Raw genomic sequence first — 15710 nt, 5'->3', positions numbered from 1 at the left:
AAATCGGGCTTATCTCGTCTCTTAATTATTGGCAGACATTTTCGTTTTTACATCATTCACAATATTCACAATATTCGCCTCATAGGCAGTACTATGATCCCACTCTGCATTGGTAATATATTGGATTTTTGATCCTTTGTTTTGAGCAGTTGCGACCAACACATCCGTTACAGCTTTAGGAACAGTTGTATCTTTGTCGCCCTGATAAATAGTGACAGGTTGATTCAACTTCACTTGAGCAGGCTGGGAATCTGTATCCAAGAATGTTTTTATCACAGGAATACCCATAAAGTTAGTTTGAGTTCGTGGGTAACCATCTAGACTATTATTATGGCTTGCAGCATAAATCCCCATACTTTGGACAAAAGCTTGCCCTAAACTTTTGTCGCCACTAGCGCATAAGCTTTCAGCTTTACTTGCCACATCATCAGTAGGAACTTTAAATACATCTCGATAAGTTAAAGCAGGCTCACTATTTCTAAGCCCGGCTGTGATCAATGCAGTATATGTATCTAACTGTGCGTACATCGCAATTTTTTGTGCTAAAGGTGCATTCTCAACTGACGCATTACCATTGACTAAAATCGCAGCTAAATTAGAGGCAGGTGCAACAGCAATTGTCCCTTTATAGTCAAGCTTAGCACGACTTTGATATTGTGCTGCACCTAATGCGGCTTGCCCACCTTGAGAGTGCCCAACGGTCATCCATTGACGTGAAAGCAGTTTACCTTGCCCTGCTAAATAATAGCGTGCAGCAACCACCGCATCGGTAATTGAATATGCCTCACTTTTAACATTCAAGAAAGGATGAAGTTCGCGACCACTTGGCTCTCCTAAACCCTCATAGTCAGGTGCAACCACCACATAACCTGCTGCCAAAAATTGGCTAATCATATCTTTAATAGCAGGATTAGTCGCATTACGACTAGGTGCACATTGATCTGCAACTCCAGTTGTACCATGCGCCCAAGCAACAATTTTCCAGCCGCCTGCTGGCGTTGGTCCACCAGGGACAAACAATAAACTGGTTGCCATGGTTTCTTTACCATTTTGTCCTAACATTTTATACGTCATGACCGAACTTTCAGCAGCCACAGCGCTAAAATCTGTTTTGGTATAAGCGACAGGAATACCAACCACAGGATTTTTAATATTATTTTCTGGAATTTCTGGCTTCGGTACAAACGAAATATTGTCGTTATCGTCATTACATGCGGTAAGCAACACACTTGAGCTGAGGAGTGCAACCGTTAATAATTTCATATTCATGTCATGTATCCCTAATTTTTATCGTTGTCATTTTAATACTTAGCATTTATTTTACTAAGGCAATTACTTCCATAAGGATGCGCTTAATATCAAATTGTTCAAGTATTTTTTTATTTCGCCGCTTATTTATCCAAATTGAATCAAAATCTTTTCTAATTTTTTTAAAAAACCAAACGGTAACGCTCTCATTCAACACAGCTCACAATGATTTTCTTGTAAGATATCAAAATTCTCAACTCAAGCTAGGACATTTTTATGCAAGCAATCATCTTAGATACTGAAACCCATACGCTAAATGGTTTGCCAATTGAAATTGCCTATGCTCCGATTGAAATTGAAAATGGAAAACTTAGCCTCGATAAAAAACAAATTTTTGATCAGCTTTATCAGGTTGGCCAGCCTATTTCCTTCGCGGCAATGGCAGTACATCATATTTTAGAATCCGATCTCGTAGACCAACCTTTTTATAATGAGTTTCAGTTTCCTGCTCAGACCACTTACATCATTGGACATAATGTTGACTATGATATTGCAGCAATTGCACGCTGTGGCATTGATACATCCAAACTAAAACCAATTTGTACCTTGGCCTTAGCTCGTCGCGTATGGGAAGATTCCGAAGCGCACAACATTTCCGCCCTGATTTACCTGATCTCAAAAGGTAGTGATAAAGCACGGGAAATGTTAAAAGGTGCACATCGAGCCGATGCAGACATTATCTTAACCGCCAACATTCTGATGCATATTATTCATCAGTTGAACATTCAAAATATTGAACAACTTTATCTTGCATCTGAAGATGCCCGTATTCCTAAAAGCATTACATTTGGCAAACATAAAGGTACTGCCATTCAAGACCTGCCTGCTGACTATATTCAGTGGCTCATGCGTCAGGATGATCTTGACCCGTATTTACGCAAAGCATTAGAAACTAAATGAGTGAAATAAGGGATAAGGTTCTCAATTTTTAGCTTATTTGCCACTTACTTTAAACAAGACAATGATATTTAATAAATTGTTAACATTATTGTCATTTTTTAACCTTATCTTAATCTCCGTCTAGATCTTGATTGGGGGAGATTAGGAGATGTCACATTTTTTTAAAACAGAGCTTGGGCAAACTGCCCTACAAGAACGCAGTATTGCATTGACTGCACGTCAACGCCGTCTTCTACTTTTAATTGATCATGAAGACTTCAAAGAACTGGATCAAGACTATAAAGAAAGGATTGCACCGACTGAACTTGTTCAACAACTGATTGATATGGGACTGTTAGCAGAACAAGCATCACCTATTGTTCAAAAAGAAAATGTAGTGCCCGAATTAAAAGCTCATGATCTCAAAACGCCATCAGGCCCCTATACAGCACAAGAAACGATCGCAATCGTACCACAAGCGATTGAGGCTGAATTAAAACATGAATTAGAACCTGAAATTCTTGAGTTAGAAAAATTACCTTTTGTTGAAATCCAGCAAGTCATGATTCAAACACTCACGACCTATTGCGGTCTAATGGCGCGTCCGTTAATCCAGAAAATTCAGTCGATTAATTCTTTACAACAACTGAAGGCCTGCCAAATGCAATGGATTACGTCCTTGCAAGAATCACGAATTCCACCTGCTCAACTGAATCAAACGTTGAAATTAATTAATTATTCAGTGCAGCATTTATAGAGAAGTGAAAAGAAAGAATTTGAGCCAATCGCAATACTCTAAAAGCTCATTTAGAGAGACTATGATTATTATGTTATGTAAGAAATTAATAATTTTGGTGCGCTCAGCGGGACTCGAACCCACGCCACAGGCTTCGGAGACCTGTACTCTATCCAGTTGAGCTATGAGCGCATGCGAGCCACATCATAGGCAAAAAAAGCATATTGGTAAATACATAGCCTTAAACAAAAATGTTTATTGTCTATTAAAACAACGATTTTGGTCTTATAGAATTATCTAATTACTTTTAAACAGTTTAATTTAACAAAAACCTATCTCCTTACGCTTGAATCAAGCCCAACAGACAACGTTCTGTTTTTAACACGCCATAAACCTATTTTTCTACTTGGTTTATTTTTTCATATCGCTCAAAATACCCGTTCTATTTAACAACGTGAGACGTTTATGACTGATGCTTTGGTGTTGAGTGGTTTGTCCAAAACTTATCGTAATGGTTTTCAGGCGTTAAAAGGGATCGACCTTACCGTACCTGAAGGTGAATTCTATGCATTATTAGGACCTAATGGTGCAGGAAAATCGACAACGATTGGTATCATCAGCTCTTTAACCAAAAAAACATCTGGTTCTGTTGAGATTTTTGGGCACAACTTAGATACCCATCCCTCACATGCAAAACAATGTCTTGGTGTTGTTCCTCAAGAATTTAACTTTGGGCAATTCGAAAAAACTTTCGATATTTTAGTGACCCAAGCCGGTTATTACGGCATTCCCAAAAAACTGGCCGAACAACGTGCCGAACACTATTTAGAAAAGCTCGGCTTATGGGAAAAACGCAATATTCAATCGCGTATGCTCTCTGGTGGTATGAAACGCCGTTTGATGATTGCACGCGCAATGATGCATGAACCTAAACTGCTGATTCTCGATGAACCGACAGCTGGCGTTGATATTGAGTTACGTCGTTCGATGTGGGACTTCCTCACCGAAATGAATGAAAATGGCACATCCATCATTCTCACAACACACTATTTAGAAGAAGCAGAAATGCTGTGCCGTCGCATCGCAATCATTGACCGTGGTGTGATTAAAGAAGATACCTCGATGAAAGGTTTCCTCAATCAGCTGAATGAAGAATCTTTCATTTTTGATTTAGCTGAGCCAATTGAAGCCTTTGACCTGAATATTATTGGTTTTAAATTCAATTTAATTGACCCCGTCACCTTAGAAGTCACCATGGATAAGGCACATAGCATGAATGACCTGTTCTTGTTATTACAGTCACAGAATATCCAAGTCAGCAGTATGCGTAATAAATCGAATCGCTTAGAAGAATTGTTCGTAAAAATGGTCGAGAAAAATCTTGCAGGAGCGGACGAATGAACTTTAATCAATTAAAAACTGCGCTTTGGACCTTAGTTGTTAAAGAAATTCGTCGCTTTATGCGAATTTGGCCACAAACCCTGCTTCCACCCGCCATCACCATGAGTTTGTACTTTGTGATTTTTGGCAACTTGGTGGGTTCCCGTATCGGTGAAATGGGTGGCTTTAGCTACATGCAGTTTATTGTGCCTGGTTTAATTATGATGGCCGTGATCACCAACAGCTATGCTAACGTTTCCTCAAGCTTCTTTAGTGCCAAATTCCAGAAAAGTATCGAAGAACTGATCATGAGCCCCGTACCTTTGCATTTAATCTTATGGGGTTATGTGATTGGTGGCGTCAGCCGTGGTGTATTGGTCGGTTTGATCGTCACGATAATGAGCCTATTCTTTACTCACTTAGAAATTTATAATGTGTTTGTGACTATATATACAGTCATTATTACTTCATTATTATTTTCATTGGGCGGTTTCATCAATGCGGTCTATGCCAAGTCGTTTGATGATATTTCAATTATCCCGACTTTCGTATTAACACCGCTCACCTATTTAGGTGGGGTGTTCTATGCCATTAGTGCACTCAGCCCATTTTGGCAAAACGTCTCTTTAGTTAATCCGATTGTATATATGGTCAATGCCTTCCGTTACGGTATTTTAGGGCATAGCGATGTTAATGTGACCTTCTCTTTAGGTATCGTGACACTTTGCTGTGTTGTCCTCTATGCAATTGCCTATCATTTATTAGCTCGTGGTTCAGGAATGCGTGAATGAGTGTTGAACATTCTTTATTGGGAAAAGACACCCAATACCCTACTCAATATCAGCCAGATGTTTTATTTCCAATTGCGCGTGCTGAGTCTCGTCAACAATATGCGCATATTGAAGGCATTACTCAGGGTAAAGACTGGTGGCATGTATTTGAAATTTCATGGCTGAATAATCTTGGTTTACCGCAAGTGGCGATTGGTCGCTTAACCTTACCTGCCAGTTCACCCAATTTAATTGAATCAAAGTCATTAAAACTTTATTTCAATAGCATGAACTTCACTCAATTTGAATCTCAGCAAGCCTTTGTTGAAACCGTTGAGCGTGATTTATCCAATGCTGCGGGTGCAAAAGTTGAATTACAACTGTTCCAAGTTGATGATTTAGAGATATCTAAACCTAAAGGGATTTGTATCGATGATCTCATTCCTGAGCGTTTATCCGAACATCCTGATTCGACTTTATTGCAGCGAGATACATCTGTAGAGGATGAAGTTGAAATCGAGTTGTATTCACATTTATTAAGAAGCAATTGCCCTGTAACTGGTCAGCCCGATTGGGGCACGGTTTTTATTCGTTTACAAGGTAAAAAACCTTGTTATCGCAGCGTTTTAGCTTATATTATCTCGTACCGTCAGCATAATGGTTTCCATGAACAATGTGTTGAGCAAATATTTGCGGATATTTGGCAACTTCTAAAACCAGAAAAACTGATGGTCTATGCAACTTATACTCGCCGCGGGGGCTTGGATATTAACCCATGCCGAGTATCAGATTTGTCATGGATGCCCGAGCCAATTCGCTTGGCACGACAATAAAACGAATAAATTTGATATAGAGGACGTTCTTCAATGACCAGTTATTTCGGGATTCTTCCGTCAGCAAGTTTGAGTCAGGACATTCAACTTGCACAAGCCAACCGTGATAGTAAAGAGCCACAATACCCTTTACGTGACAAAATTTCTCTACAGCTAACTGATGAGTTAATTGACACTATGTTGGTTCACTTGGTTCAACAATTTCCACCAAGTGACAAACGTGATACGACTGAAGGTCTTGCAATTAAAATTCGCGGCATTGTTGAAACCTTGATGAAGCAGCTATTAGGTAAAGCTTCAAATGAACAAGTGCTTGAATCACTCGCATTCATGGAAAAGAGCTTATTCATTGATAATGAAGGCAAGCAACGTATCGGGACTGTATTACCAGATAGCCTTGTCGCAGAGATGAAAAAGAGCTTTGCAGAGGTCGCTGCTGGAAACGGTAAAGAGCAACGTGATGCTTTAACAAAGCAGTTTAAAGCTTTTGCGGATGCCTTAATTCATCACTTTATGACTGAATTCAACAAAACCCTTGGTCTAGGTATGGTGAAACGTGGCGTTGCCAGCGTTGCGACCAGTGGGGTTGAAACTGCTGTTCATATCGTGATTAAGAAACTGATTCCGAGCTTAAGCCAAGTGGAACTTGAAGTCTTTACTAAGCACTTCGACCAACTTTTGGTACAAAAATAAGTCTAGAATGCTGAGAAAGCGACGATTACCAAATCGTCGCTTTTTTTATGCCAAATTAATCTCTTATAAATGTCACAATTTCTAAATTTGCATTGTCTAAATCAGCGTTTATGTTAGCATTCGCGAAGCGTTGATTTACCTGATTTAGAATCGCATGTCTCCAAGCCCGCAATACAAATTTTTACGTCAAGCACCTCGTGATGGCTTGAGTACTGCCAATCAGCCTTCTCGTTGGCAACAACTGCATATCGACCCATGGCTTTGTCTATTTCTGATTCTAAATGCCATACTGGGGCTCACTGTCTTATATAGTGCATCAGCCCAAGATGTTGGATTGGTCAGCAAACAAGCCATGAGCTTTGGTATTGGCTTTGTGGTCATGTTTAGCTTGGCTCAAATTCCACCAAAAGTATATCAAGCATTTTCCCCTTACTTTTATGTATTTGGGGTATTGTCGCTGCTTGCAGTGGTGATTTTTGGTGAAGTCCGCATGGGCGCACAGCGTTGGATCGACATTCCTGGCTTTGGTAGCGTACAACCCAGTGAATTTATGAAAATTGGTATGCCAATGATGGTAGCGTGGTTCTTGTCACGTAAAGCTCTGCCTCCAAGCTTCTCACAAGTCATTCTGTCTTTATTGCTGATTGTGGTGCCTTTTCTACTCATTGCTGAACAACCTGACTTAGGCACCTCCTTATTGGTACTTGCCAGTGGTATTTTTGTGCTTTTCCTGAGTGGCTTGTCATGGAAATTGATTGCAGGCGCAGCGGGTGTAGCAGGTGTGATTATTCCGATCGCATGGGAATTTTTACTACACGACTATCAGCGTCAACGTGTTTTGACTTTATTTAACCCAGAAGCGGATGCACTCGGAACAGGTTGGAACATTATTCAATCAAAAACTGCAATTGGTTCTGGTGGCTTTTCAGGTAAAGGTTTCCTAGAGGGAACTCAATCCCACTTGCACTTCTTACCTGAAGGGCACACTGATTTTATTATTGCAGCCTATTCAGAAGAGTTTGGTTTGATTGGTGTCACCCTGCTGATTCTTCTCTATTGTGCAATTATTTTTAGAACATTCCAGATTGGCTTACAAAGCTTCCATAACTATGGTCGTTTGGTTGCGGGTGCATTTGGTTTGTCATTTTTTGTTTATGTATTTGTAAATGCAGGCATGGTCAGTGGTATTTTACCTGTAGTAGGTGTGCCTTTGCCGTTCATGAGTTATGGCGGAACTGCAATTATTACCCTTATGTCAACTTTTGGACTGGTTATGTCTATTCATACACATCGATAATGAGGAATTTTATAAACTTATGTTTCTTCCTACTTTGAATAAAACTTTTAAATTTTTAACTTTAAGTGCTGGTTTATTCTTGAGCAGTAATTGGGCACAAGCAAATGAATTTTACAATCACCCCAATTACTTTGCTTTCAAACAAAAGGCAATGACAACCTACGGCTTAAGCAGCGAACAAATCGATGCTGCCATGAGTGGTGCGCGTAATTTACCAAATATTTTGAACATCATGACTCGCCCTGGTGAAAGTAAACCTTGGTATCAATATCGTTCAATGTTTTTAGTTGAAGGTACCATTCAACGTGGTGCACGTTTTAAAAGCCAATATGAAGACGTACTGAATCGTGCTGAACAGCAGTATGGTGTGCCTAAATCGGTGATTCTCGGTATTTTAGGTGTAGAAACAGGCTATGGTGCCAATAAAGGCTCTTTCATCACCAGAGACGCCTTAGCAACGCTTGCCTTTGGTTACCCACGTCGTGCTGACTACTTTAGTGATGAATTGGCTGCATTAATTTCATGGACATATAAAGAAGGCTATCCAACCAACAGTATTGTAGGTTCTTATGCAGGTGCAATTGGTTACCCGCAATTCATGCCAAGCAATATTCAAAAACTAGGTGTGGATTACGATGGTAATGGACATATCGATTTAAGAAACTCTGCTGCTGATGCAATTGGTTCAATTGCCAACTATTTAGCTCAACACGGTTGGCAGCGAGATCGTCCAATTGGCTTCCCTGCTCGCTACTTAGGTAACAATCCAGATAGCGTGATTGCTAAAGATTTGACCCAGCCAGTTCCTTATGGTGAATTGAAAAAATTGGGAGTCGCACCAATTGACCCTTTGGTAAAAATTGATGATCTTGATTTAGTCAATGTTATTCAATTACAAGACCAATTTGGTCCAATTTACTATATTACTTATCCAAATTTCCAAGTCATTACGACCTACAATAAGAGTCGCATGTATGCAACTGCTGTATGGTTATTAGGCACCGAAGTAGCTAGCCGATAGGTTAGCTTTTTTACAAGATTATGAAAAGTCAATAAATTTTTTATCAAAAAAGCACACTTAATCAGCAAAATTCATAAATTGTTACAATATTGATTATTTTTTAATCTAAAACTGTAAGTTTTTGCCCTTTTTGTAACTATTTATCGTTAAGGACTAGACACACTTCGTAAGTGATGAATATTATCGCCGCAAGATAAAGTAATTGCAAAAGTGAATAATTAGACATGTGCACTATATTTCAAGGTGTTTTTATTGAAATAGAAAAGCATGTTCTCTAGGAGTTTATACAATGCAGTTTTCGCTAAAATATATTATAGCGCTGACGGCAGGCTTAAGTTTAAGCCCGTTACATGCTGAAATGGTACAGTCTTCATCATTAACCAATGATGTGGAAGGTTCTAACTTGGCTGCCCGCGTACTGAGCAAAGATTCTCAAAATTTTAATTCTCGTTTTTCAAACGTTAATAGTCTTTCAATCACTGAGAGTTCAGGTGACAAAGTACGTCGCCAAACGATCGCTGCTAAGATCGATATCCCAGCAGAAGAGCCTTCAGTGATTGAAAAACTGAATACTGTTGCTTCGAACACCGTTCGTAAATTCAGCCAAAATGGCGTTGCATCATGGTATGGTCGTCAATTCCATGGTCGCAAAACAGCAAGCGGTGAAACATTCGATATGAATGCTATGACTGCTGCTCACCGTAGCCTTCCTTTGAACTGTTATATTCGTGTAACAAACAAAGACAATGGCAAAAGTGTTGTTGTAAAAGTTAACGATCGTGGTCCATTCCATGGTAACCGTGTATTAGACTTATCTTATGGTGCTGCAAAGCAACTTGGTATGTCTAGTTCAGGTACGGGCAATGTAAGCATTGAACGTGTTGATGGTCCTAATTCTTAATCATTAAGACCATCACTAAAAAGCCGCTTATTGCGGCTTTTTTATTTTTATCTATTACATTTGTTAATGCTTTACGCCCTATCCTATTCTTCGGTATATTGAATCAAGAAAAATGAATATCGCAAGGAGAGCAATGTGAAGTCGATCGATGAATGGTTTGATGAATATAGTGACAGTCACCAAAACCAAACCAACAAAAAAATCCACTGGGTCTGTGTTCCTGCAATTTTATTTTCGATCATTGGTATTCTGGCGCACTTTAGCACCTTACTCACTGCGCTATTGCTAGTTTTAACTTTGGTGTTTTATGCACGTTTGGACATCGTACTTGCAATTGCAATGGCTGCTTTATTAGCCGTCATGGCGTGGCTAATTGTGATCTTACCTGTAGGTGTTGGATTCTATATCGGTGTTTTTGTGATCGCGTGGATCGGACAATTTTATGGGCATAAAGTTGAAGGCAAGAAACCTTCATTCTTTAAAGATTTACAATTCCTCCTGATTGGCCCTGTATGGTGCATGGACGCTTATTTAGCTAAAGTCCTACCTAAATGGAAAATTCGTCAAAAATCAGCGCTTACAAGCTAATTTAGCGCACATCTTGCAAGCAACCAGCCAAGGGAAACTGTTATTGATAGATTTTCCCTTGGTATTTCAACCAACCATCGATATGTTTTCCACGCGGATCATGATGGGTCCAATGAATGACGCCACCTTTTTGGCTGTATTCATATTCACCAAAAAACTCAACTGTATCGCCTTTTTTCAGCCCTTCGATTCTTGGGGCTAAATCAATGTTGTGTGCGATCAATACGGTTAAACCATTTTCTAGTTTAAGAATCATTTTCTGATGTCTTGAACCTTCATTGTCATCTGGCAAAATCGCTTTCACAACACCTTGTGCTTGAACTTGTACATTACTTCGCTGCTGCTGATAGGCTTGCATGATCTTGTGCTGATCATCCACAGACACATTGCTATTTGTAATCGGTGAATGACCATTTGTATTTTGTTTTTGCCTTAAATCAAAGCCGAAATAAGCTGCGATCAATACAATGATCGCAATAATAATCAGATTATTTTTTTGAGTTTTCATACTTACCTTTTATCAGACGCAAAATAGCAAAATGCCAATCGAATTGATTGGCATTTTGATCATACAACGTCTATCACATTTAGAATAGTCGATTCATACCATTCAAAGCCGCAACACGATAGGCTTCGGCCATGGTTGGATAGTTGAATGTCGTTTCAACAAAGTACTTCAAGGTATTGTTTGGACTGTGCATCACCACTTGCCCAATGTGAATAATCTCTGCTGCATTGTTACCAAAACAGTGAATACCCAAGACTTCTAAAGTATCACGATTGAACAGAATCTTTAATTCACCAACAGTATCACCGGTAATCTGTGCACGTGCCAAATGACGGAAAGAAGCCTGACCAACTTCGTAAGGTACTTTCTCTTCAGTCAGTTCTTGCTCAGTCTTACCAATTGAAGAAATCTCTGGGATGGTATAAATGCCTGTTGGTACATCACGGATTGGCTTCACATTCTTTTCGCCCACCATGTTTGCACCTGCACAACGACCTTGGTCATACGCCGCCGATGCCAATGATGGCCAACCAATCACATCACCTGCCGCATAAATATTTTCAGCTTCAGTTTGGTATTGATCATTTACCATCAATTGACCACGACCATTCGGTACTAGACCTACATTTTCTAAGCCTAAACCATCAGTATTACCTGAACGGCCATTACACCATAAGATCGCATCTGCTTTGATCTTCTTACCACTGAGTAAATGTAAGACCACATGATCATCAAAAGTTTCTAAACGATCAATCTGCTCATTGTGACGAATCAATACGCCTTGTTCACGTAAGTGATATGACAATGCATCGGCAATTTCATCATCAAGGTAACTTAAAAGCTTTTGCTGAGTGTTGATCAAATCAACTTTATGATCAAGTCCGATGAAAATAGAAGCGTATTCACAACCAATCACACCCGCACCATAAATGATGATTTTTTGGATTGAATAATCAAGATCAAGAATTTTGTCTGAATCAAATACGCGCGGATGATTAAAATCTAAACCTTTCGGTTGGTATGGACGGCTACCAGTTGCAATCACGATTTGCTTGCAAATAATGGTATCTTTGATGCCATCCTGACCAAAAATCAGTACGGTGTTTTTATCTTGGATATAGGCACGACCGTGGAAAACTTCGATTTTATTGCGATCATAAAAACGTGTATGCGTATCAACTTGCTGTTGAATGACTTTATGCGCATTACGTAGTACCTGTTTCATGGTGAATTGTTTCCACTCACCTACTTTTTGAAACATTGGGTCACGTTGATAACGAATAATACTTGAAACTGTTTGACGTAAAGCTTTACTTGGAATTGTGCCTACGTGTGCGCAGTTACCACCGAGTTGATCACGAACATCAACGATTGCAACACGTTTACCTGCTTTTGCAAGCTTCATTGCCGCGCCTTCGCCAGCTGGGCCAGAACCGAGAATTACTGCATCATATTTAACAATATTCCCACCGACGACCTCTTTCTTACGTGGCATTCAAAGCTCCTTTGTCTCTTAACCGTTTTGCTATATATATGATAACCAATATGCAGCCAGATGATGTATTTCACAACTATATATTTTTATATATTTACATTTTCAAAATGAATACCACTTTTCATGCTTTATTACGGTAAATTTGACTATAATAACGGGATATCTCAAGTCAAAGGCTGTAGAACTTATATGTCTGAACACCGTAAACCTGAACAGGGTATAAAACTTCGTGGCGCGGAAAAAGTCGCGAGAATTCCTGTAAAAGTTATCCCTACGGTTGAAGTACCTCGCAAACCTGACTGGATTCGAGTCAAGATGACCGCTCCAGAAGAAGTTCAGCGTATCAAAACAACCTTGCGCTCGCAAAAACTGCATACCGTATGTGAAGAAGCTGCTTGTCCTAACCTACCTGAATGTTTCGGTGGTGGTACAGCAACGTTCATGATCATGGGTGACATCTGTACCCGTCGCTGTCCATTCTGTGACGTTGCACATGGTCGTCCAAATGCTCTAGATCCAGATGAACCACGCCACATGGCAGAAACCATTTCCAATCTCGGCCTCAAATATGCAGTGATTACCTCGGTTGACCGTGACGACCTTTTAGATGGTGGTGCGCAACACTTCGTTGATTGTATCAAAGAAGCCCGTGCATTAAGTCCAAAAACCTTATTGGAAATTCTGGTACCTGACTTCCGTGGCCGTATGGATATTGCCTTACGCATCATGACTGAATGTCCTCCAGACGTATTCAACCACAACATTGAAACTGTGCCGCGTTTGTATAAAGCGATGCGTCCAGGTTCTGATTATCAGCACTCTTTAACGCTGTTAAAAATGTTTAAAGAATACTGTCCAGATGTACCAACCAAATGTGGTTTGATGGTCGGTATCGGTGAAACTGAAGAAGAAGTGATTGCCCTGCTTGATGATCTTAGAGCACATGATGTTGACTACATTACTATTGGTCAATATCTACAGCCGTCTAAGCAACATGCACCGATTGACCGCTTTGTAACGCCAGAAGAATTTGAGCGTTATGCTGAGCATGGTCGTAAACTTGGTTTTAGAAATATTTGGTCTGCACCAATGGTTCGCTCAAGCTACTTTGCTGATCGCCAATACCATGGTGAACCTGTTCCAGCGGTACGCCGTAAAGTCGATCCTGCCAAGAAAATTGCCGTTCAAACGATTGAAGCTTAAGACTCAATAAGAGAAAGAGAGAATTCTAATATTCTCTCTTTTTTTATATCTCAAAATCCTAGTTTGAATAAACCAAGCTATAAAAATAGACTTTCTTATTCGCCGTGAAATAAGCGTGAATAATTACAACACAGAACTCAAATACAAAAAAATCATATAAAAACATTGATTTACTCTAATCCAACACCTCTATATCCTGATTAGACCAAGTACAAAGTTGCTAAATTACAGATCCGAGAATAAAACCGAAATTTTTAGGGCCAATCCTCTAGGCCATTCAATGATAAGAAGCTCAACGTTTTTATAAATGACAGGGAACATTTCTGCAAAGCGTCTTATAACCCAAATATATTTATCAGGATTTAGAACTATGAAGAAGAAAGTATTAACACTGACCGCCGTAACTCTGGGAAGCTTAATATTATTAGGTTGTAATAATGATTCAAACAATGACTCCGAGACAGTGAATACCAACACTGGAGATACCTTAATTTTAACCAACGATGGGATGATCAGTTCAATAGACAGAATTGCACCGAACACAATAGTCTCAAATTTTAAAATTACAGGTTTACAATCTGGTGATGAACTTGTAGGAATTGATTATCGACCTAAAGATAGTAAACTTTATGCAGTTGGTTTATTAGGAAATATTTATACGCTTAACCCCTCAACTGGTGTTGCCTCACTGGTTAAAAAACTGATTGCTGATCCAACTGATACCAGCGATGGAAATGCGCCATTTACAAAAATTATAGGAGATGCAAATCTCATCACAGTCAATTTTAATCCAGTTGCTGACCGTTTAAGAGTTATGACCAATACAGGACAAAACCTTCGAATTAATGTTGATACAGGTGCAACGATAACTGACGGTGCTATTAATTTAGCTGGAAGTAACCCTGCTATTATTGCTGGTGCATATACCAATGCATTTGCAGGAACAGGATCTACAAAACTTTACAGCATAGATCAAAACTCTGATCGAATTTATTTACAAAATGCCAATGCGGGTACACTTGGAAGTTCAGCAGCACTAGGTTCAGATATCAATGGAGGTGGTGGATTTGATATTGATCCTGTGAACAATATTGGATTTGCTGCTCTTAAGCTCATGTCTGGGACGTATAAATTTTACCAACTTAACCTTGCCAATATTGGCACGACTAATGATGCCATTTTTGCAACGAGTGAATTAAACAGTCGTTTCAATAGTACGGTCATTCGCGGAATTGCTTTGAAAAGAAGCACAGATTCAACGGCACAAGGCTTTGGTCTAACTGCAAATAATAAATTATTAAATTTTGCATTAAACAACCCAAATTCAGTGTCAGAAAAAACCCTAAACGGTTTACTGGTTGATGAACGATTTATTGGTATTGATTACCGCTTAAGAACAACAACAGAAAATTCAGGCAAACTTTACGGGCTTACCAACAAAGCAAATTTGTATACGATTAATACTGATTCGGGGTTAGCAAGCTTAGTTACTGCATTGAAACCAGCCACAGGAAGTAGTTTTACGACATTACAAGGTTCAAGTTTCGCGGTTGACTTTAACCCTACAGCCGACCGCTTGCGTGTGATTAGCGATACAGGACAAAACTTACGAATAAATGTTGATACAGGTGAAACGATTAAAGATGGTGATATTAATGGGGCTTCGGGTGCCAAAGTAACAGCAGTAGCTTATACAAATAGTTTTAAAACACCTATAGCCACACTTAGTACAGAACTTTTTGATCTAGATCAAAGTAATAAAACACTGACTAAACAAAATCCTCCAAATAATGGAACACTAAATTTGATTGGAGATTTAGGCATTAGCCTTGGCCTAGATAATGGCTTTGATATTGCGGGTGGAGACAACGGTTATGCCCTTGCTACTGTTTCCACTGAATCAGGTCCATCTATTCTGTATCGTATTGATCTAAATAGTGATACTACGATTACAACACCTCGTGCAAGATTGGCAATTAATGTCGATAACACACCAGACTTAGCGGCATCTACAATTGGAAACAGCTCCACTCCACAAGTGATTGATTTAGCAATTTTATTTAAATAAACCTAATGCACAAATAAAAAAACACCACAA

General features: G+C 39.3%; 15 protein-coding genes and 1 tRNA gene. 12 read left to right on the top strand and 4 right to left on the bottom strand.

Features of this window, described 5'->3' with window-relative positions; all coding sequences use genetic code 11:
• Window positions 1-21: 21 nt before the first annotated feature.
• Window positions 22-1269: an alpha/beta fold hydrolase gene (locus tag A7P55_RS14080; RefSeq protein ID WP_171552571.1), complete on the bottom strand. Its 1248-nt coding sequence runs from the start codon at window positions 1267-1269 to the stop codon at window positions 22-24.
• A gap of 255 nt (window positions 1270-1524) precedes the next feature.
• Between A7P55_RS14080 and A7P55_RS14075 the strand changes: the two genes are divergently transcribed.
• Both A7P55_RS14075 and A7P55_RS14070 read left to right on the top strand, forming a co-directional pair.
• A complete protein-coding gene (locus tag A7P55_RS14075) occupies window positions 1525-2208 on the top strand; it encodes a DUF3820 family protein (RefSeq protein WP_171552570.1) in 684 nt (227 codons plus the stop codon).
• Window positions 2209-2356: 148 nt separating this feature from the next.
• The gene (locus tag A7P55_RS14070; RefSeq protein ID WP_171552569.1) at window positions 2357-2944 is read left to right on the top strand and encodes a hypothetical protein; all 588 of its coding nucleotides are present in this window, start codon (window positions 2357-2359) and stop codon (window positions 2942-2944) included.
• Window positions 2945-3039: 95 nt separating this feature from the next.
• Here A7P55_RS14070 and A7P55_RS14065 read toward each other — a convergent pair.
• A tRNA-Arg gene (locus A7P55_RS14065) sits at window positions 3040-3115 on the bottom strand.
• A 273-nt stretch (window positions 3116-3388) separates the two neighbouring features.
• Between A7P55_RS14065 and A7P55_RS14060 the strand changes: the two genes are divergently transcribed.
• The 8 genes from A7P55_RS14060 to A7P55_RS14025 all read left to right on the top strand — a co-directional run bounded on the left by A7P55_RS14060 (window position 3389) and on the right by A7P55_RS14025 (window position 10406).
• Window positions 3389-4324, top strand: a complete 936-nt coding sequence (locus A7P55_RS14060; protein WP_171552568.1) for an ABC transporter ATP-binding protein — start codon at window positions 3389-3391, stop codon at window positions 4322-4324.
• Window positions 4321-5094 (top strand): ABC transporter permease, encoded by a 774-nt coding sequence (locus A7P55_RS14055; RefSeq protein WP_171552567.1) that lies wholly within the window; start codon window positions 4321-4323, stop codon window positions 5092-5094. Before A7P55_RS14060 ends, A7P55_RS14055 begins: the two co-directional genes overlap by 4 nt.
• Entirely contained in the window at window positions 5091-5906 is an 816-nt protein-coding gene (gene queF, locus A7P55_RS14050; protein ID WP_171552566.1) for an NADPH-dependent 7-cyano-7-deazaguanine reductase QueF, read from the top strand. Before A7P55_RS14055 ends, queF begins: the two co-directional genes overlap by 4 nt.
• Window positions 5907-5939: 33 nt before the next feature.
• Window positions 5940-6599: a hypothetical protein gene (locus tag A7P55_RS14045; RefSeq protein WP_016163999.1), complete on the top strand. Its 660-nt coding sequence runs from the start codon at window positions 5940-5942 to the stop codon at window positions 6597-6599.
• Window positions 6600-6753: 154 nt separating this feature from the next.
• The gene (rodA, locus tag A7P55_RS14040) at window positions 6754-7896 is read left to right on the top strand and encodes a rod shape-determining protein RodA (RefSeq protein ID WP_004806385.1); all 1143 of its coding nucleotides are present in this window, start codon (window positions 6754-6756) and stop codon (window positions 7894-7896) included.
• Window positions 7897-7915: 19 nt separating this feature from the next.
• Window positions 7916-8917 (top strand): lytic murein transglycosylase B, encoded by a 1002-nt coding sequence (gene mltB, locus A7P55_RS14035; RefSeq protein WP_005204399.1) that lies wholly within the window; start codon window positions 7916-7918, stop codon window positions 8915-8917.
• A 289-nt stretch (window positions 8918-9206) separates the two neighbouring features.
• Complete coding sequence (locus tag A7P55_RS14030) at window positions 9207-9818, top strand: septal ring lytic transglycosylase RlpA family protein (RefSeq protein WP_004806381.1); 612 nt, start codon at window positions 9207-9209, stop codon at window positions 9816-9818.
• Between the two features lie 135 nt (window positions 9819-9953).
• Window positions 9954-10406, top strand: coding sequence for an Mpo1-like protein (locus A7P55_RS14025; protein WP_005204402.1), 453 nt, complete (start codon window positions 9954-9956; stop codon window positions 10404-10406).
• 40 nt (window positions 10407-10446) lie between these two features.
• Here A7P55_RS14025 and A7P55_RS14020 read toward each other — a convergent pair whose 3' ends face one another.
• Both A7P55_RS14020 and sthA read right to left on the bottom strand, forming a co-directional pair.
• Window positions 10447-10914 (bottom strand): DUF3465 domain-containing protein, encoded by a 468-nt coding sequence (locus A7P55_RS14020; protein ID WP_171552565.1) that lies wholly within the window; start codon window positions 10912-10914, stop codon window positions 10447-10449.
• Between the two features lie 79 nt (window positions 10915-10993).
• On the bottom strand, window positions 10994-12409 hold the full coding sequence (gene sthA / locus A7P55_RS14015; RefSeq protein ID WP_004806376.1) for a Si-specific NAD(P)(+) transhydrogenase: 1416 nt from the start codon (window positions 12407-12409) through the stop codon (window positions 10994-10996).
• A gap of 189 nt (window positions 12410-12598) precedes the next feature.
• On the opposite strand from sthA, the gene lipA reads away from it, so the two are divergent.
• A complete protein-coding gene (gene lipA / locus A7P55_RS14010; RefSeq protein ID WP_032862080.1) occupies window positions 12599-13612 on the top strand; it encodes a lipoyl synthase in 1014 nt (337 codons plus the stop codon).
• Between the two features lie 370 nt (window positions 13613-13982).
• A complete protein-coding gene (locus tag A7P55_RS14005) occupies window positions 13983-15680 on the top strand; it encodes a DUF4394 domain-containing protein (protein WP_171552564.1) in 1698 nt (565 codons plus the stop codon).
• The last annotated feature ends 30 nt before the right edge of the window (window positions 15681-15710 follow it).

This window comes from Acinetobacter sp. Ac_5812 (assembly GCF_013072695.1).
In the GTDB taxonomy this organism is placed as follows: domain Bacteria; phylum Pseudomonadota; class Gammaproteobacteria; order Pseudomonadales; family Moraxellaceae; genus Acinetobacter.
This window is presented reverse-complemented; position numbering and strand designations above follow the sequence as displayed.